Origin of the sequence: Blastococcus jejuensis, from assembly GCF_039534705.1 — a bacterium.
Lineage (GTDB): Bacteria > Actinomycetota > Actinomycetes > Mycobacteriales > Geodermatophilaceae > Blastococcus_B > Blastococcus_B jejuensis.
The window spans coordinates 37,207-54,458 of sequence record NZ_BAAAVV010000010.1; the positions used below are offsets into that span (position 1 = coordinate 37,207).

At 74.6% G+C, this 17,252-nt stretch carries 16 protein-coding genes; 8 read left to right on the top strand and 8 right to left on the bottom strand.

Annotated features, from left to right (window positions below; genetic code table 11):
- Positions 1–48: 48 nt before the first annotated feature.
- Positions 49–405 carry a metalloregulator ArsR/SmtB family transcription factor gene (locus ABD644_RS17775; protein WP_344690340.1) on the bottom strand — a complete coding sequence of 119 codons (357 nt, stop codon included), beginning with the start codon at positions 403–405 and terminating at the stop codon, positions 49–51.
- Between the two features lie 151 nt (positions 406–556).
- On the opposite strand from ABD644_RS17775, the gene ABD644_RS17780 reads away from it, so the two are divergent.
- The 6 genes from ABD644_RS17780 (at position 557) to ABD644_RS17805 (ending at position 5,928) form a co-directional block, all read left to right on the top strand.
- On the top strand, positions 557–751 hold the full coding sequence (locus ABD644_RS17780; RefSeq protein WP_344690342.1) for a hypothetical protein: 195 nt from the start codon (positions 557–559) through the stop codon (positions 749–751).
- 29 nt (positions 752–780) lie between these two features.
- A complete protein-coding gene (locus ABD644_RS17785; RefSeq protein WP_344690343.1) occupies positions 781–2,199 on the top strand; it encodes an NAD(P)-binding domain-containing protein in 1,419 nt (472 codons plus the stop codon).
- A gap of 100 nt (positions 2,200–2,299) precedes the next feature.
- A complete protein-coding gene (locus ABD644_RS17790; protein ID WP_344690344.1) occupies positions 2,300–2,764 on the top strand; it encodes a GNAT family N-acetyltransferase in 465 nt (154 codons plus the stop codon).
- Between the two features lie 27 nt (positions 2,765–2,791).
- Positions 2,792–3,601, top strand: coding sequence for an Fpg/Nei family DNA glycosylase (locus ABD644_RS17795; protein ID WP_344690345.1), 810 nt, complete (start codon positions 2,792–2,794; stop codon positions 3,599–3,601).
- A 64-nt stretch (positions 3,602–3,665) separates the two neighbouring features.
- Entirely contained in the window at positions 3,666–4,484 is an 819-nt protein-coding gene (locus ABD644_RS17800) for a glycoside hydrolase family 25 domain-containing protein (protein WP_344690346.1), read from the top strand.
- Between the two features lie 37 nt (positions 4,485–4,521).
- Positions 4,522–5,928 carry an FAD-dependent oxidoreductase gene (locus ABD644_RS17805; RefSeq protein WP_344690347.1) on the top strand — a complete coding sequence of 469 codons (1,407 nt, stop codon included), beginning with the start codon at positions 4,522–4,524 and terminating at the stop codon, positions 5,926–5,928.
- Between the two features lie 24 nt (positions 5,929–5,952).
- On the opposite strand, the gene ABD644_RS17810 is transcribed toward ABD644_RS17805, so the two are convergent.
- From ABD644_RS17810 to ABD644_RS17830, 5 genes are all read right to left on the bottom strand, one after another.
- The gene (locus ABD644_RS17810) at positions 5,953–7,023 is read right to left on the bottom strand and encodes an inositol monophosphatase family protein (protein ID WP_344690348.1); all 1,071 of its coding nucleotides are present in this window, start codon (positions 7,021–7,023) and stop codon (positions 5,953–5,955) included.
- Positions 7,016–9,823: a phosphoenolpyruvate carboxylase gene (gene ppc, locus ABD644_RS17815; RefSeq protein ID WP_344690349.1), complete on the bottom strand. Its 2,808-nt coding sequence runs from the start codon at positions 9,821–9,823 to the stop codon at positions 7,016–7,018. Before ppc ends, ABD644_RS17810 begins: the two co-directional genes overlap by 8 nt.
- A 106-nt stretch (positions 9,824–9,929) precedes the next feature.
- Entirely contained in the window at positions 9,930–10,793 is an 864-nt protein-coding gene (locus ABD644_RS17820) for a tetratricopeptide repeat protein (protein ID WP_344690350.1), read from the bottom strand.
- Between the two features lie 205 nt (positions 10,794–10,998).
- On the bottom strand, positions 10,999–12,189 hold the full coding sequence (locus ABD644_RS17825; protein WP_344690351.1) for an ABC transporter permease: 1,191 nt from the start codon (positions 12,187–12,189) through the stop codon (positions 10,999–11,001).
- On the bottom strand, positions 12,186–13,100 hold the full coding sequence (locus ABD644_RS17830) for an ABC transporter ATP-binding protein (protein WP_344690352.1): 915 nt from the start codon (positions 13,098–13,100) through the stop codon (positions 12,186–12,188). The genes ABD644_RS17825 and ABD644_RS17830 overlap by 4 nt, the downstream gene beginning before the upstream one ends.
- Here ABD644_RS17830 and ABD644_RS17835 point away from each other — a divergent pair.
- Positions 13,025–13,861, top strand: coding sequence for a UdgX family uracil-DNA binding protein (locus tag ABD644_RS17835; protein ID WP_344690353.1), 837 nt, complete (start codon positions 13,025–13,027; stop codon positions 13,859–13,861). The two genes, ABD644_RS17830 and ABD644_RS17835, sit on opposite strands and share 76 nt — an antisense overlap.
- Before the next feature lie 53 nt (positions 13,862–13,914).
- Here the strand turns inward: ABD644_RS17835 and ABD644_RS17840 are convergent, their stop codons facing one another.
- Positions 13,915–15,300, bottom strand: a complete 1,386-nt coding sequence (locus tag ABD644_RS17840) for an MFS transporter (RefSeq protein ID WP_344690354.1) — start codon at positions 15,298–15,300, stop codon at positions 13,915–13,917.
- Positions 15,297–15,941, bottom strand: coding sequence for a pyridoxamine 5'-phosphate oxidase (pdxH, locus tag ABD644_RS17845; protein ID WP_344690356.1), 645 nt, complete (start codon positions 15,939–15,941; stop codon positions 15,297–15,299). Before pdxH ends, ABD644_RS17840 begins: the two co-directional genes overlap by 4 nt.
- Before the next feature lie 167 nt (positions 15,942–16,108).
- On the opposite strand from pdxH, the gene ABD644_RS17850 reads away from it, so the two are divergent.
- Complete coding sequence (locus ABD644_RS17850; protein WP_344690357.1) at positions 16,109–17,239, top strand: citrate synthase 2; 1,131 nt, start codon at positions 16,109–16,111, stop codon at positions 17,237–17,239.
- The last annotated feature ends 13 nt before the right edge of the window (positions 17,240–17,252 follow it).

Here is a 17,252-nt window from a genome sequence, read left to right on the forward strand (position 1 = left end):
TGAACCGGTCGGACGTCGCCGGGGTGGAGCGTCAGTGCCCCACAGTGCTCAGCGGGCAGCCAGTGCGGTCCGCAGCGCCTCGAGCGCGGCCGGCACGGTGGCGTACCAGACGTTGCGGCCGCGCCGTTCGCTGGTGACCAGCCCGGCGTCGACGAGGACCTTCAGGTGGTGGGACACCGTCGGCTGGCTGCGGCCGACCGGCTCGACGAGGTCGCAGGCGCACACCGCGCCGCCCTCGTCGGTGGCCAGCAGCGACACCAGCCGCAGCCGGACCGGGTCGGCGAGCGCGGCGAACTGCTTGGCGAGCGTGTCGGCCTCGGGAGCGGTGAGGACCTCGGCGGCCAGCGGCGCGCAGCAGGCGACCACCTCGGGCTGATCGAGCACCGGCAGCTCGCGCACGGTCATCTGGTCCCTCCTCGGTCTCGGCAACTCGGTCGCCAAACACATTGACAAACATCGATACGTCGTCCACAGTCTCGTATCGACAGACATCAATGTACTGCTTCGACCGGGATCTGCCGGCACGTTCTCCCGCCGGCGAGTGAGGGAGCCGACCATGACCAGTCCGTACCTCGTCGCGGTGTTCGCCGAGCAGCGTGGCGCCGAGCTGCGCCGCGAGGCGCAGGCCGCCCGCCTGGCCGCGATCGTCCGCTGCTGCCGCCCGTCCGCCGTCGCACGCTCCCTCCGTCGCGTGACGGCACTCGCCACCGCACTCCGCGGCGTGCCGGCCGCCTGCTGCGCCACCGCCTGACACCCACGACACCCCGAGGAAGGCCCCCCGTGAGCACGCACGTTCCCCAGACCGGCCTGCCGGTCGTCGTCATCGGCGCCGGCCCCGTCGGCCTCGCCGCCGCAGCACACCTGTCCGCCCGCGGCCTCACCCCTCTCGTCCTCGAGGCCGGCGAGGCCGTGGGTGCGGCGATGCGCGAGTGGGGCCACATCCGCACCTTCACCCCGTGGCGGTACATCGTCGACGCCACCGCCGAGAAGCTGCTCGCCCCGACCGGCTGGACCCAGCCCGCCGGCGACGTGCCGCCGACCGGCGCCGAGATCGTCGCCGGATACCTCGAGCCGCTGGCCGCCGCCCTCGGCGACGACGTGGTCCGGACCGCCGCGCGGGTGCTCGCGGTCTCCCGCGCGGGGCTGGACAAGTCCCGCACGCTCGGCCGCGCGGAGCGCCCGTTCCTGGTCCGCGTGCAGGACACCAACGGGGTGAGCGACGTCCGCGCCGCCGCCGTCATCGACGCCTCGGGCACCTGGGCCCAGCGCAACCCGCTCGGGGCCGCCGGCCTGCCCGCCATCGGCGAGGCCGACGCGCAGGCGGCCGGACTGCTGGTCGGCCCGCTGCCCGACGTGCTCGGCGCCGACCGGGCCCGATTCGCCGGTCGGCGCACCCTCGTCGTCGGCATGGGCCACTCGGCGGCGAACACCCTGCTGAGCCTCGCCCGGCTGGCCCGAGAGGAGCCGGGCACGGAGATCGTGTGGGCCATCCGCGGCACCGACGCGACCCGGTTGTACGGCGGCGGCGACTCCGACCAGCTGCGCGACCGCGGCAAGCTGGGTACGGACCTGGGCTCCCTCGTGGCCTCCGGAGCCATCGAGCACGTTCCCGGCTTCTCCGTCACGCGCCTGGAGACGGCCGACGACGGCGACAGCGTCACGGTTGTCGGCGAGACGGCCGAGGGCGAGCTGCGCATCGAGGGCGTGCACGCCGTGGCCGCCGCGACCGGCTTCCGCCCGGACCTGGGGATGCTCGCCGAGGTCCGGCTCGACCTCGACGCCGGGCTTGACGCGCCGACCCGGCTGGCACCGCTGATCGACCCGGCGTTCCACTCCTGCGGCACCGTGCCGCCGCACGGGCACCGCGAGCTCGCCCACGACGGCGAGCCGGGGTTCTACGTGGTGGGCATGAAGGCCTACGGTCGCGCGCCGACCTTCCTCATCACGACCGGCAACGAGCAGGTCCGGTCCATCGCGGCCCACCTGGCCGGCGACGACGCGGCCGCCGACGAGGTGCAGCTGGTGCTGCCGGAGACCGGCGTCTGCTCGGTCAGGACGCCGGTCGACGCCGCGCACGCCGCGTGGGCCGACGGCTCCCCCCGGCTCGGTTTCGCCACCGGCGGCGGGGGCGGTCGCGCGGCCGAGCTGGAGATCACCGCGGTCGGTGCACCCGTGGCCGGCGCCGCCTGCTGCGGCTGAGGCGCCGGGCATGACCGACGTCGTCGACGCCGTGGCCCGCGCCGGCTCGGCACCGGAGGACGCACGAGCCGTTCCGGCACGGTGACGTATCGCAGCATGCATGAACGGCGCCCGGCGGGGAACACACGTCCCACGCAACTCGTCAGTATCGGTTGAGGGACGCAGAGGAGTCGCCGGGTTACCGTGCTGTGACTCACATCGGGCCTCGGCAACGGCGCCGAGGACGGAAGGGTGGACGAAGAACATGGACACGACGGTGGTGGACGTCCCCGAGAAGGGGCGCTTCGAGGTCCGGATCGACGGGCGGGTCGTCGGGCTGGCGAGCTACCACGTCGACGGCGGCACCATGACGCTCCCGCACACCGAGGTCGACCCGAGCCTCGGCGGCCGCGGCATCGGGACGGCGCTCGTCGCCGGGGTCCTCGACGCCGCCCGCGAGCGCGGCCTGCACGTCCTCCCCTACTGCTCGTTCGTGCGTCACTTCATCCAGGAGCACCCCGACACGGTCGACCTCGTGGCCGAGTCCGACCGTCCGCACTTCGGTCTGGCGACCGCCGACCGCTGACCGGAACCGGCCGCCTACGCTCCGCCGGTGCCTGAAGGACACACCCTCTTCCGCCTGGCCCGCGAGCAGACGACACAGTTCGCCGGGCGACCGGTGCACGTCACGAGCCCGCAGGGCCGGTTCACCGCCGGGGCCGCCCTCGTCGACGGGCGGGTGCTCGACGGGGTGCGCTCCTACGGCAAGCACCTGTTCGCCCGGTTCGGCGGCGACACGGTGCACGTGCACCTCGGTCTCTACGGCGCGTTCACCGGCGGCACGGGCACGCCCCCGCCGGCCCGGGGCGCGTTGCGGATGCGCTGGGTGGCCGACGGTCCCGACGGGGCCGGCGTGTGGACCGACCTCCGCGGGCCGACCGCGTGCGAGGTGCTGACCAGGCCCGAGGTCGACGCGATCCTCGCCCGGCTGGGCCCCGATCCGCTCCGCCCACGAGCCGACGCCGGCCGCGCGTTGCGCCGGATCGCGGCCAGCCGGACGGCGGTCGGCGCCCTGCTCATGGACCAGACCGTGCTGGCCGGAGTCGGCAACGTGTACCGCGCGGAATTGCTCTTCCGGCACGGGATCTCCCCGTTCCGGCCCGGACGAGCGGTGGACGAGGCGCTGTGGGCGCGCATGTGGGCCGACCTGGTCACCCTCATGCGCGCCGGCGTCCGACTCGGCCGCATTGTGACCACCCGGCCGGAGGACCGCTCCCGGCGGCGCGGAGTCCCGACCCGGGAGGACGCCCACTACGTCTACCGGCGGACCGGGGAACCCTGCCGGATCTGCGGCACCGACGTGCGGACCGAGATGATGGTCGGGCGCAACCTCTACTGGTGCCCGGTCTGCCAGCCTTCCTGACCCGGCCCGGATACCCCCGTCGGGGCCTCCTCCCGCGAACGATTGCCGTGTACGTTCGCCGACGATGGGGAAGAGGCTGCGCACGGTCGTGACCGCCGCGCTCGCACTGGCGGCGGTGGTTCTCGGCGTGCCGGCGACGGCGTCGGCCGCCGCCCCCACCCGGGTCGGCTACGACGTGTCCTACCCCCAGTGCGGCTCGTCCCTCCCCAGCGCCCGCGCCTTCGCGATCGTCGGTGTCAACGGCGGGCTGTCCACGCGCGCCAACCCCTGCCTGGCCACGCAGCTCGCCTGGGCGTGGCGGTCCAACGGTTCCGTCCCGTCCCAGCCGAAGGCCCAGCTGTACCTGAACACCGCCAACCCGGGCGAGGTCCGCGACCAGGTCTCCACCTGGCCGACCACCGGCTCGACGCCCTACGGCGCCTGCGACGGCGGCAACTCGATGGCCTGCTCCTGGGAGTACGGCTGGGAGCGCGCGAGCAACAGCATCCTGTCCTTCTTCACCCCTGCTGCCCGGGCGGCCCGCGTCGACGGCCGGCCCGCCAGCTACGTCTGGTGGCTCGACGTCGAGACGACGAACACGTGGCAGTCCGGCTCGACCGAGGCGCTGGCCCGCAACCGGGCGACCCTGGAAGGCATGACCGGCTACGTGATCGCCCGTGGGGGCCGGGTCGGCCTCTACTCCACCGGCCAGCAGTGGGCGCAGATCGTCGGGAACGTGCCGCCCGGGAGCAACCTCGCCGGTCGCGCCAACTGGCTGGCCGGCTCGACCTCGCTCGCCGACGCCTCGAGCGACTGCAGCAACCCGGCGCTCGTCCCCGGCGGCCGGGTCACGCTCACGCAGTACGTCGTCGGTGGCCTCGACCGCAACAACGCCTGCGGCTGACCTGGTGCCGGAGGCCGGGCCGGGTCAGGATGCGGACGTGTCCGACAACGGAGCGTCGCCCCCCGCCCCCGCGGGGCCTCCCCTGCGCGTCGCCGTCGTCGGCGCCGGGCCGGCCGGCATCTACGCGGCCGAGGCACTCACCCGGCAGGACGACGTCCCGGTCGCCGTCGACCTGATCGACCGGCTGCCCACCCCGTTCGGCCTGGTCCGGCACGGCATCGCCCCCGACCACCCGAAGATGCGGGCCATCCGCGACACCCTGCACCGCACCCTCGACCACCCGCTGGTGCGCTTCGTCGGCAACGTCGACGTCGGCACCGACATCAGCCTCGACGAGCTGCGCCGCCACGTCGACGCCGTCGTCTACACCTACGGGGCGTCGCTCGACCGGCACCTCGGCATCGACGGCGAGGAGCTGCCCGGCAGTCTCGCCGCGACCGAGCTGGTCGCCTGGTACACCGGCCACCCCGACGCCGACCGCGCCCGCATCGAGACGGCGCTGGCGCGGGCTCGGTCGGTCGTCGTCGTCGGGGTGGGCAACGTCGCGTTGGACGTCGCGCGCGTGCTGGCCCGGACCTCGGCGGAGCTCGAGTCGACCGACATGCCCCAGCACGTGCTCGACGCCCTGGCCGCGACCCCGGTCGAGACCGTGACGGTGCTCGGCCGCCGCGGCCCGGCCCAGGCGACGTTCACCACGCAGGAGCTCCGCGAGCTCGGCGAGCTGGCCGGCGCCACGGTGCTCGTCGATCCGGCCGACCTCGAGCTCGACGCCGACACCGAGGAGCGCGCGGCCGCCGACCGCAACGTCACCCGGAACCTGGCGGTGCTGCGGGGCTGGACCGAGCACACGCCCGAGCCCGGCCGGGTCCGGCTGACCCTGCGCTTCTTCAGCCGCCCGGCCCGGCTGCTCGGGGAGGACCGGGTGACCGCGGTCGAGGTGGAGCGGACCGCCGTCGACGCCGAGGGCCGCGCCATGGGCACCGGTGAGACCGAGCTGCTGCCCGCCGACCTCGTCGTCCGCTCCGTCGGCTACCGGGGGTGCCCGCTGCCGGGCCTGCCGGTCGACGAGCGCTCGGGCACGGTGCCCCACGACGGCGGGCGGGTGCTGCGGAACGGGGTGCGCTCCCCCGGCGAGTACGTGGCGGGCTGGATCAAGCGCGGTCCGAGCGGCGTCGTCGGCACCAACAAGCACGACGCCCGCGAGACGGTGGCCTCGCTGCTCGCGGATGCGGCCGAGGGCCGGCTGCGGGCGCAGGGACCGGTCGACGACCTGGTCGACACGCTCGTGGCCCGCGGCGCCCGGCCGGTGCTGCTCGACGACTGGCGGGCCATCGACGCCGCCGAGATCGCGCTCGGCGCCACCTTCGGCCGGGAGCGGACGACGCTGCACGAGTGGGACTCGCTGATGGCCGCCGTCCGGGCTGCCGCGGCCTCGACCCGCTGACCGCGGCGTCCTGCCTGATCACCATCACGACACCGCGGACAGCAGCTCCTCCGCTGCCTCCTGCGACGACGCCGCGACCAGCCGGATCCGCGCGTCGGTGTCGGGCCGCAGCACGACCGGCGCACCGCCGGCGGTGAGTGCCACCCCGCCCGCCGCCGCCAGGATCGCCAGCGCGCCGGCGACGTCGTGCACGTGCGTGCCGCTGCGGTCGATGTCGTGCCACGCCGCCGCGGACCCGTCGGCCACCAGGCAGAGCTCGACGGCGGTGCAGCCGGTCACCCGCACCCGCCGGGCGGGCCCCGGGACGGTCACCACGCCACCGGCCGGCGCCGACGGGACGACGACGGTGCTGCCCGGCCTCGGCCGCACCGGCTGACCGTCGCGCCAGGCCCCCTCGCCGTCGGACCACCAGCGCCGGCCCGACGACAGGTCGACCACGAGCCCGGCAACCGGCCGCCCGGCGTGCACCAGCCCGGCCGAGAACGCCCACGGCGGCAGGCCGGCGAGGAAGTTGCCGGTGCCGTCGAGCGGGTCGAGCACCACCCACGGCTGGTCGTCGGGCACGTGCAGGTCGGTGCGCTCCTCGCTGAGCACGGGCAGCCCCAGCGCCTCGAACACCTCGGCAGCGGCCAGGTGCGCGGCCTCGTCGGCCGCGATCGACGGGCTGCCGTCGACCTTGACCCGGTCCTCGCCGGTGCCGCGGGCCAGCGCGACCGCCGTCTCGACGCGGGTGGCCGCGAGCGCGGCCAGGTGCAGGAAGCGGAGTGCCACGGGCGCGTCGTCGTCGGGCGCCCACACGGACACGACGCCCCGCCCACCCGGCCGGTCCCGCACCCGGTCGCACCCCCACGCGACCGCCGTCGCGAGCACGGCGGGAGCGTCCGGCCCGATCCCCGACGCGGCCAGCAGGACCGCCTCGACGATCCCCTCCGGCGTCCACTGCCGCCGCAGCAGCACGGCCGACCCGTCGTCACCGACCAGCACGCGGTAGGCCGGGTCGCTGATCGCCGGCGCGAGCGCCGCCGTGGCGAGGCCGAGCGTCGCGGCCGCGCGGGTCAGGTCCGGGCCGCCGGTGGCGACGCGGTGCTCAGCCACTGTTGCGCAGGGCTGTCGCGATGCCGTTGATGGTCAGCTGGATGTTGCGGCGGGTGAGCTCGTCGTCGTCGCCGGCCCGGCGCCGCCGCAGCATCTCCACCTGCAGGTGGTGCAGGGGCTCCAGGTAGGGGAAGCGGTTGCGGATCGAGCGGGCCAGCGACGGGTTGTCGGCGAGCAACTGGTCGTCGCCGGTGACCGCGAGCAGCATCCGGCAGGTGCGCTCGTGCTCGGCGGTGATCTGGTCGAACACCCGGGCCCGCAGGTCCTCGTCCTCGACCAGCTCGGCGTACCGGGCGGCCAGGTCGAGGTCGGTCTTGGCCAGCACCATGCCCATGTTCGACAGCACCGTGCGGAAGAACGGCCAGTGCCGGTGCAGCTCCCGCAGCCGGGAGAGCTTCTCCTCGTCGCCGTCCACCCAGCTCTCCAGCGCGGAACCGGTGCCGTACCAGCCGGGCAGCATGATCCGGGTCTGCGACCAGCTGAACACCCAGGGGATGGCCCGCAGGTCGGCGATCGTGTCACCGGCCTTGCGCGACGGCGGGCGGCTGCCGATGTTGAGCTCCCCCAGCTCCTTGATCGGCGTCGCCGCGCGGAACCACTCGACGAAGCCCGGGGTGTCGTGCACCAGCGCCCGGTACGCCTGCTGGGCGCGGCCGGCGAGGTCGTCGAGCAGCACGTAGGCCTCGTCGGCGTCGTCGCCGAGCCCCTCGATGTCGAGCAGGCTGGCCTCCAGCGTGGCCGCGACCAGCGCTTCGAGGTTGCGGCGGGCCAGGTCGGGGTCGCCGTACTTGGCCGCGATCACCTCGCCCTGCTCGGTGATCCGCAGCGCGCCCGCCACCGCTCCCGGCGGCTGGGCGCGGATCGCCTCGTAGCTCGGACCACCGCCGCGGCCGACGGTGCCGCCCCGGCCGTGGAACAGCCGCAGCCGGATGCCTTCCGCCCGGGCCACTTCGACCAGATCGAGCTCGGCCCGGTACAGCGCCCAGTTGGCCGCGAGGTAGCCGCCGTCCTTGTTGCTGTCCGAGTAGCCCAGCATCACCTCCTGGACGTCGCCGCGGGAGGACAGCAGCTCGCGGTAGAGCGGCTGCGCGAGGACGGCGGCGAGCGTGGCGCCGCCGCCCTGGAGGTCGCCGATCGTCTCGAACAGCGGCGAGATGCCCACCGGGCACGAGGGACCGGCCGCGCCGTCGGGGTCGAGCAGCCCGACCTCCTTGAGCAGGACGGCGACCTCGAGCACGTCGCTGACCGACTCGCACATGCTGATCACGTAGTTCGGGATCGTCCGCGGCCCGAGCAGCGCCACCCGTTCCGCGGCGGCGATCAGGACGTCGAGCTCCCCGCGCGCGGTCTCCGACAGCTCGGCGTCCGGGCGGACCAGCGGACGGCGCAGCGTGAGCTCGCGGCCCAGGAGCTCGACCCGCGCCGGCTCGTCGAGGGCGGCGTAGTCGTCGCAGACGCCGGCCCAGGCCAGCAGCTCGGCCACGACCTCCTCGTGCACCGACGAGTTCTGCCGCAGGTCCAGCCCGCACAGGTGGAAACCGAACACCTCGACCGCCTCGCGCAGCCGCCGCAGCCGGTCGTCGGCCAGCGCACCGGCGCCGTGGCTGCGCAGGGAGTCGTCGATGACGTCGAGGTCGGCGCGCAGCTCGTCCGGCGAGGCGTAGGGCGGCAGCTCCGCGTGCGGTGCCGGGCCGGGCACCCGGCCGAGCACGGCCGTCGCGGTCGCGGCCAGCCGGTCGGCGATCCCGCCCAGTGCCCGCCGGTAGGGCTCGTCGGCACGGAACGGGGAGTCGTCGCGGGACTCCTCGGCGAGCCGGTACAGCTCGCGGGTCGGGGTGACCAGCCGGTCGGACATCGACAGCTCGAGGCGCAGCTCCTGCAGCTCGGCGAGGTGGTGCCCGATGGCGGTCTCGGCCTGGCGCGAGGTCGCCCGGCGCAGCGCGTCGGCGGTGACGAACGGATTGCCGTCGCGGTCGCCGCCGATCCACGAGCCGGGCAGCAGCATCGGCCGGCGCAGCAGCCCCGCGTCGGGCCAGCGCTCGTCGAGGGCCCGGCGCAGCTCGGCGTTGAGGGCGGGCACGACCTCGAACAGCGACAGCTCGTAGTAGCGCAGCGCCTCGTCGATCTCGTCCCGCAGCCGCAGCCGGGACAGCCGCAGCAGCGCCGTCTGCCAGAGGGTCAGGACCGAGCGCCACAGCTTCCCCGACCACTCGTCGACGTCGGTCTCGCCGAGCGCGGCCCGGTCGCGGGCGCGGATGAGGTCGGTGATGTCCCGCTGCACCTTGGAGACCGTTTTCCGGCGCACCTCGGTCGGGTGGGCGGTGACCACCGGGCACACCAGGGCACCGGCCAGTTCCCGGGCGACGACGTCGTCGGGCAGGTCGGCCTCGTCGAGCAGCGCGAAGGTGGCCGCCAGGCTGCCCTTCTGGGGTGGGGATCCCTCGCGCCGGTGGAAGCGCCGGCGCCGCTCGTGGTGGATGTCCTCGGCCAGGTTGGCCAGCAGCGAGAAGTGGCTGAACGCGCGGATGACGTGGTTGGCCGACCGGATGTCGAGGCCGGCCAGCCGCTCGGCGAGCTGGGCCCGGTCCACCTCGGAGCGACGGATCTTGAACGCCTCGACGCGGGTGGACTCGACCAGGTCGAGGACGTCCTCCCCGGCCTGCTCTCCGATCACCTCGCCCAGGACGCGGCCGAGCAGCCGGATGTCGTCGCGGAGCGGGGCGTCGTCGGCACGGTCGCCCGACCCGGTCGGCCCGGCGTGGTGGCGGAGGTCGGCGACGTCGACGGTGGCTTCGGACACGCGCCGAGTATCCGGCCCCCGTGTGTCCGGCTCATGTCGGGCGCCAGATCTGCACAGTGGTGGCCATCAAGCCCTGATGGCCACCACTGTGCAGATCTCGCGGCCTTCAGCCGTGCTGTTCCAGCTCGCGCAGGCTCTGCGCCGCCAGCTGGTCGCCGGCCGCCGCACCGAGGCGGAACTGCTCGACCGCGCCGTCGATGTCACCCCGGTCGGCGAGCAGCACCGCCAGGTTGTGGTGGCAGTACGTGTCGCCGGCGTTGATCCCGCTGCGGTAGGCCTCCTCGGCGGCCTCGTCGTCACCCATCTCCTCGCGGTACAGGTTGCCCAGCGGCAGCCAGGCCACCTGCTCCCCGAGCTTGGCGCCGCGCTCGAGCACGGCGCGGGCCTCGACCGGCCGCCCCGTCTCCCGCAGCAGGTGGGCGAGGTCGCTGCGCGCGGCCGGGAAGTGGTGCTGGCCCGCGCGCAGGTCGTCCTCGAGCGAGGGGTCGAGCGTCGCGCACCAGCGCCAGCAGGCGACGACGGCGGCGGCCTCGGGGTCGCCGGCGGCGGCGATCTCCTCCGCAACCCCCATGGCCTGCTCGCGCTCGCCCTGCTCGCGCAGCAGGAACGCCAGCTGCAGCCCGCCCTCGAGGTCGCCGGCGTCGACCGCACCGCGGTAGGCCCGCATCGCGCCGGCCAGGTCGCCGAGGTCCTCGAGCACCAGACCGAGGTTGCGCCAGGCGTCGGCCTCGCCGCCGGAGAGCGCGACCTCGTAGGCGTGCACCGCCTCCTCCCAGCGGTGCTGGGCGGCGAGGGTGTTGCCGAGGTTGAACGCGCCCATGGTGTCGCCGAGGTCGGCGGCGCGGCGGAAGCACTCCTCCGCCTCGGTCTGCCGGCCCGCGTCGGCGAGGTCGCAGCCGAGGTCGATGAGCGCGTCGGCGTCGTCGGAGGCCCGCAGCCGCCGTAGGCGCCTGTCCAGGTCCTCGGTCATGCGGGGAATGATCGAGTGCCGCGGGCCCTCCCCGCCTCTCCCGTCGGGGTGACCTCACCCCAACGGGCGCCCGCTCAGCCGCCGAACGCCTCGCGCCAGGCCGGCGGTGCCGCGGTACGGCCGCGGCGACCGCGCTCTACCGCGGCACTCGTGACCTCACGGCGGAACCCGGCGGCGGCTGCGGTCGTGCCGCCGCGCCGGACACTCAGAGGCGGTCGGCCCTCAGCGCCTCGCGGATCTTGGTCTTGCCGCTGGTGCGCAGCAGGGCGCCGGCGTAGACGCGGCCGCCCAGCCGCACGATGACCCCGACCGCGACCAGCATGAGGACGACGGCCAGCCCCATCTCCCACAGCGCCACCTCGCCGGCTGCCTGGCGCACCGGCATGACCAGCGGGGACAGCCCGGGCACGTACGAGGTGATGACGGCCAGCGCCCCGTCGGGTTCGGCCGAGGCCTGGATGCCGACGATGAAGGCCACGACCAGGACCAGCGTCGTCGGCATGACCACGGTGCCGAGATCCTCCTGCCGGCTGACCAGCGACGCCGCCACCGCGAAGATCGCCGCGTAGAAGGCGTAGCCCAGGACGAACCACAGCACCACCGACAGCGCGGTGCCGATCAGCTCGCCGGGGATGTCGACCAGGTCGAAGGCGAGCGCGCCGCCGACGCCGATCGCCGCGATCGTCACGATCTGGGCCAGCCCCAGCACCCCGAGGCCGAGGATCTTCCCGGCCAGCAGCTGCCACGGCTTCATCGTCGCGAGCAGCAGCTCCACGACCCGGCTGGCCTTCTCCTCCACCACGCCCTGGGCGACGAACTGCCCGAACAGGATCAGCAGGCCGTAGAGCACGCCGACGCCGATGATCGCGACGACCACCCGCTGGCCGTTCGCGTCGGCCTCCGGGTCGAGGGCGGTGACCGCCACCTCGGGTATCTCGAGCGAGGTCACGCCGGCCTGCGCCAGCTGGTCGGCCAGGGCCAGCTGCGCCACCGCCCCCTGGACGACGGCCTGCAGCGGGCCGCCCGCCGACTGCTCCACGAGCAACCGGGGGGCGGCGGAGGCCTGGTCGACGAGCACGCCGTCGACGTCGCCGTCGGCGATCGCGGTGCGTGCGGCGGCCTCGTCGTCGAGCTCGACCACGGCGACGTCGACGTCGAGCGCCTGGCCCTGCGCCTCCATGGCCGGCCCGAGTGCCGACACGTCGCCGACGACGCCGACGCGCGTCTGCTCCTCGCCGGAGCCCAGCGCCACCTGCAGGCCGAGGGTGCCCAGCAGGAGCACGAGGATCACGATCGAGCTGATGATGAAGTTCTTGTCCCGCACGCGGGCCGAGATCTCCCGGGCGGCGACCAGCCGGACCAGCGCCGCGCTGCCCAGACCGCGGGGCTCGCTCACGCGGCCACCCCCGGTGCGGTCGGGACGGCGACGGCCTCGCGGAACAGCTCGACGAGCGTCGGCTCGCGCCAGGCGAAGTGCGTGACCCGGCCCGTGGCCAGCGCCGCGGCGAGCACGGCCTGGTCGTCGGCGCCGCCGTCGAGGTCGAGGAGGGTGTCACCGGCCTGCTCGGAGACGACGCGCAGACCGGGCAGCTCCGCCGCCCAGTGCGGGGGCGCGTCGGGCACGACGACCCGCAGCAGCCGCCCGCCCTCCTGCCGGCGGAGCTGCTCGACGGTGCCGACCGCGACCATCTCCCCCCGGGCGAGGATGCCGACGGAGTCGCACAGCCGCTCCACGAGGTCCAGCTGGTGGCTGGAGAACAGGACCGGCACCCCGGCCCGGCACTGCTCCAGCAGCGCCTCGGCGAGCGCGTCGACACCCACCGGGTCGAGGCCGGAGAACGGCTCGTCGAGGATCAGCATCTCCGGCCGGCTGACCAGCGCGGCGGCCAGCTGGACCCGCTGCTGGTTGCCCAGCGACAGCTTCTCCACCGGGTCGCCGCGCCGCTCCCCCAGCCCCAGCCGGTCGACCCACTCGGTGGCGGCGCGCGCGGCGGCCCCGCTGTCGAGCCCGTGCAGCCGGGCGAAGTAGGCGACCTGCTCGGCGACCTTCATCTTCGGGTACAGCCCGCGCTCCTCCGGCATGTAGCCGATCCGGCGGCGCACCTCGCCGTCCAGCGGCCGGCCGTGCCAGCGCACCTCACCGGCCTCGGCGCGGACCAGGCCCATGGCGATGCGCATCGTCGTCGTCTTGCCCGACCCGTTGGCGCCGCAGAAGCCGAACATCGAGCCCGGTGCGACCGCGAAGGTCACGCCGGACAGGACCTGGTTCGACCCGAAGCTCTTCCGCAGGCCGTCGAACTCGAGCACCCGTTCCTCCTGCCGCCACGATTGCTGCCCCCGACCGTATCGGCCCTCACCTCGCGCGCCGCGCTCCGCTGCGGTGTCATCGGCGCATGAGCGAGAACGGGATCGCGCAGCCCCCGGAGGGAGTCGGCCTCGAGGGGCTCCGAAGCGCGGCGGCGGGGTGCCGGGCCTGCGAGCTGGGTGAGCCCGCCACGCAGACGGTGTTCGGGGAGGGGCCGGAGACCGCGCGCGTGGTGCTGGTCGGCGAGCAGCCCGGCGACCAGGAGGACCGCACCGGGGAACCGTTCGTGGGCCCGGCGGGCAAGTTGCTCGACCGGGCACTGGCCGACGCCGGCATCGAGCGCCGCGACGCCTACGTCACCAACGCGGTCAAGCACTTCCGGTTCACGGTGAAGGGCAAGCGGCGGATCCACCAGACCCCGGGGCCCGAGCACCTGCGGGCCTGCCGGCCGTGGCTGGAGGCGGAGTTCGTCGTCCTCAAGCCGGAGGTCGTGGTCTGCCTGGGTGCGACGGCGGCCAAGGCGCTGATCTCGCCGTCCTTCCGGATCACCCAGGACCGCGGGCACCTGCTGCCCTGGATCCCACCGGGGGCCGAGGCGGCGCCGGACGAGGCCGACGAGGACGAGGACGCCCCGTCGCAGACCTGGATGCTGGCGACGACGCACCCCTCCGCGGTGCTGCGCACGCCCGAGGAGTCACGGGCCGGCGCCTACGACGCGCTCGTCGCCGACCTCGCCGTGGTCGCCTCCGCGCTCGCCCGGTAACCGATCCATACCGATCGTTACCGGAACGGTTGTATTCCGGCAACGACATGTGGTTAGTGGACGCCGGGCCCCGGCCGGCCCTCGTCACTCTCGGGGGCGGACGAGTCCGGCCGGGCCCGCCCAGCCAGGATCTCCTCGTGCGGCACCCGCGACGCGCGGAACCGGCGGAACGAGGGCACCAGCAGCGCCACCACCAGCATCGCGACCACGACGACGATCCCGCCGGACACCATGGCGACGCTCACCCCCGCCGCGCTGGCCATGGCCCCGGCCCGCAGGTCGCCCAGCCGCGGCCCACCGGCCACGACGACCAGGAACACGCCCTGCATCCGGCCGCGCATCTCCTCCGGGGCGGCCTCCAGCAGCATGGACGTGCGCAGCACCGCGCTGACCATGTCGCCGGCGCCGGCGACGGCCAGGCACAGCACGGCCAGCCACAGCGACGGCGCCAGCCCGAACCCGATGATCGCCAGGGCCCAGACGACGATCGCCCCGAGCACCACCGCGCCCTGCCGGTCGACCCGGGACACCCAGCCCGACGTCAGGCCCATGAGCAGCGCCCCGATCGAGATGCCGACGAACAGCCAGCCGAGGCTGTTCGGCGTGTCGGCGTACCGGGTCTCCGAGAGCTCGGGGAAGACGGCCTGCGGCCAGGCGAACAGCATCGCGATGATGTCGACGACGAACGTCATGAGCAGCACCGGCTGGGTGCGCAGGAACACGAACCCCTCGCCCACCCCGCGGACGGCGGCCATCAGGCGGACCGGCTCCGTCGTCGAGCGTGGCGGGAGGGCCGGCAGCCCGCGCAGCAGGACGGCGGCGACCACGAAGCCGACCGCGTCGACCGCGTAGGTGACGAACAGGTCGCCCAGGCTGATCAGCAGGCCGGCCAGCAGCGGCCCACCGATCACGAACACGTGCCGCACCGTCATGGTCAGCGCATTGGCGGCAGGGACTCCCTCGCGGCCGACCAGGGCGGGGACGGCGGCGCTGCGGGTGGGCTGGTTGACCGCGGCGAAGCCGGAGACGCAGGCCGTGAGCACCCACAGCAGCACCAGGTTGCCCCCGCCGGGCAGCAGGGCCTGGACTGCCAGCAGCGCGCTGCTGAGCGCCGCGCCCCACGAGGTGATCAGCATCAGGCGGCGCCGGTCCATGGTGTCGGCGATCGCCCCGCCGAGCAGGCCGAAGACGATCAGCGGCACCAGCGCCACGATCGAGGTCACACCGACCAGCAGCGAGGACCCGGTCAGCGCGAACACCTGGAACGGGACGGCGACCAGCGTCATCTGCTGGCCGAGCATCGTCGCGGCGACGCCCCAGAACAGCCGCCGGAAGGGCCGGTTGCGCAGCGGGGTGGTGTCGATCGCCCAGCCCCGGCCCCGCTGCGGGGGCCCGCGCCGAGCTCGCGAGGAATGGGGGGCAGCGGGGTCCTTCGTCACGGGGCCAGCCGCTGCACGATCCAGCCGCCCCCTTCCGCTGCGTCCTGCACGAACCGCAGCCGGTCGTGCAGCCGGTCCTGGCCGCCCTGCCAGAACTCGACCTGCTCGGGCACCACCCGGTACCCGCCCCACGCGGCCGGCCTCGGTACCCCGCCGGCCGGGGTCTGCTCGTCGAGCAGCCGCACCCGCTCGGCCAGCTCGTCCCGCGAGTCGACGACGGTCGACTGCACCGAGGCGGCCGCGGCCAGCTGGGCCGCCCGCGGACGGGGGTCCCACAGGGCGTCGGACGCCGCGTCGCCCACCCGCTCCACCCGCCCGGTCACCCGCACCTGGCGCTGCAGCGCGTGCCACGGGAAGACCAGTGCCGCCCGCGGGTTGACGGCCAGCTGCGCGCCCTTGGTCGAGGCGTAGCTCGTGCCGAAGAGGAAGCCCGCCTCGTCGTAGCCCTTCATCAGCACGATCCGGGCGTCGGGCGCCCCGTCGGCGTCGGCGGTGGCCACGACCACGGCGTTGGGCTCGGGCAGCTCCGCGGCCACGGCGTCGGCGAACCATCGGTCGAACTGCTCCACCCACGTGGGCGCGAGGTCGGCCTCGCGCAGGCTGCCGTCGTAGTTGGTGCGCATGCGGGAGAGATCGGCCACCCGGTCATGCTGTCACCGCAGGCGCTCGCGCGGCGGTCCCCCGCCGCTGCCGGCCGCTCCCAGCCGCCCCGCGTGCATCCGGCGTGTCGCCCTCACCTAGGGTCGTCAGGCAATCGTGCGCGACCGATCGGTCGCGCGCGGATCCCGCGCGCAGAGGAGCATGCGAGATGGCCGACGACTTCGTACCCGGCCTGGAAGGCATCATCGCCTTCGAGACAGAGATCGCCGAACCGGACAAGGACGGCGGCGCGCTGCGCTACCGCGGCGTCGACATCGAGGACCTCGTCGGCAAGGTCACGTTCGGCAACGTCTGGGCCCTCCTGGTCGACGGCAAGTTCGGCCCGGGCCTCCCGCCGGCCGAGCCGTTCCCCATCCCGGTGCACACCGGTGACGTGCGGGTCGACGTGCAGGCGGCGCTGGCGATGCTCACCCCGATCTGGGGTTACCGCCCGCTGCTCGACATCGACGCCGAGGAGGCCCGCGAGGAGCTCGCCCGGGCCGCCGTCATGGCGCTGTCCTACGTGGCGCAGTCCGCCCGCGGCATCGGCGTCCCCGCGGTGCCGCAGAAGCGCATCGACGAGTGCAACACGATCGTCGAGCGGTTCATGACCCGCTGGCGGGGCGAGCCCGACCCCCGGCACATCGCCGCCGTCGACGCCTACTGGACCTCGGCCGCCGAGCACGGCATGAACGCCTCCACGTTCACTGCCCGGGTGATCGCCTCCACCGGCGCCGACGTGGCGGCCTCGCTGTCGGGCGCCATCGGCGCGATGTCCGGTCCGCTGCACGGCGGCGCCCCCTCCCGGGTGCTGCACATGCTCGACGGCGTCGAGGAGAGCGGCAACGCCGAGAAATACGTGAAGGACCTGCTCGACCGCGGCGAGCGGCTGATGGGCTTCGGCCACCGGGTCTACCGCGCCGAGGACCCGCGCGCCCGCGTGCTGCGCCGCTCCGCCGAGGAGCTCGGTGCCCCGCGCTTCGAGGCGGCACTGGCCCTGGAGCAGGCCGCTCTCAAGGAGCTGCGGGAGCGGCGCCCCGACCGGCCGATCGAGACCAACGTGGAGTTCTGGGCGGCCATCGTCCTCGACTTCGCCGAGGTGCCCAGCCACATGTTCACCTCGATGTTCACCTGCGCCCGCACCGCCGGCTGGTGCGCGCACATCCTCGAGCAGAAGAACACCGGCCGGCTCGTGCGCCCCTCGGCCCGCTACATCGGGCCCGAGCCGCGCAAGCCCGAAGAGGTCGACGGCTGGGACGAGGCCATGCGCAAGGTGACGCCCCACCACGCGCCGGCGTGATCCACGCACCCAC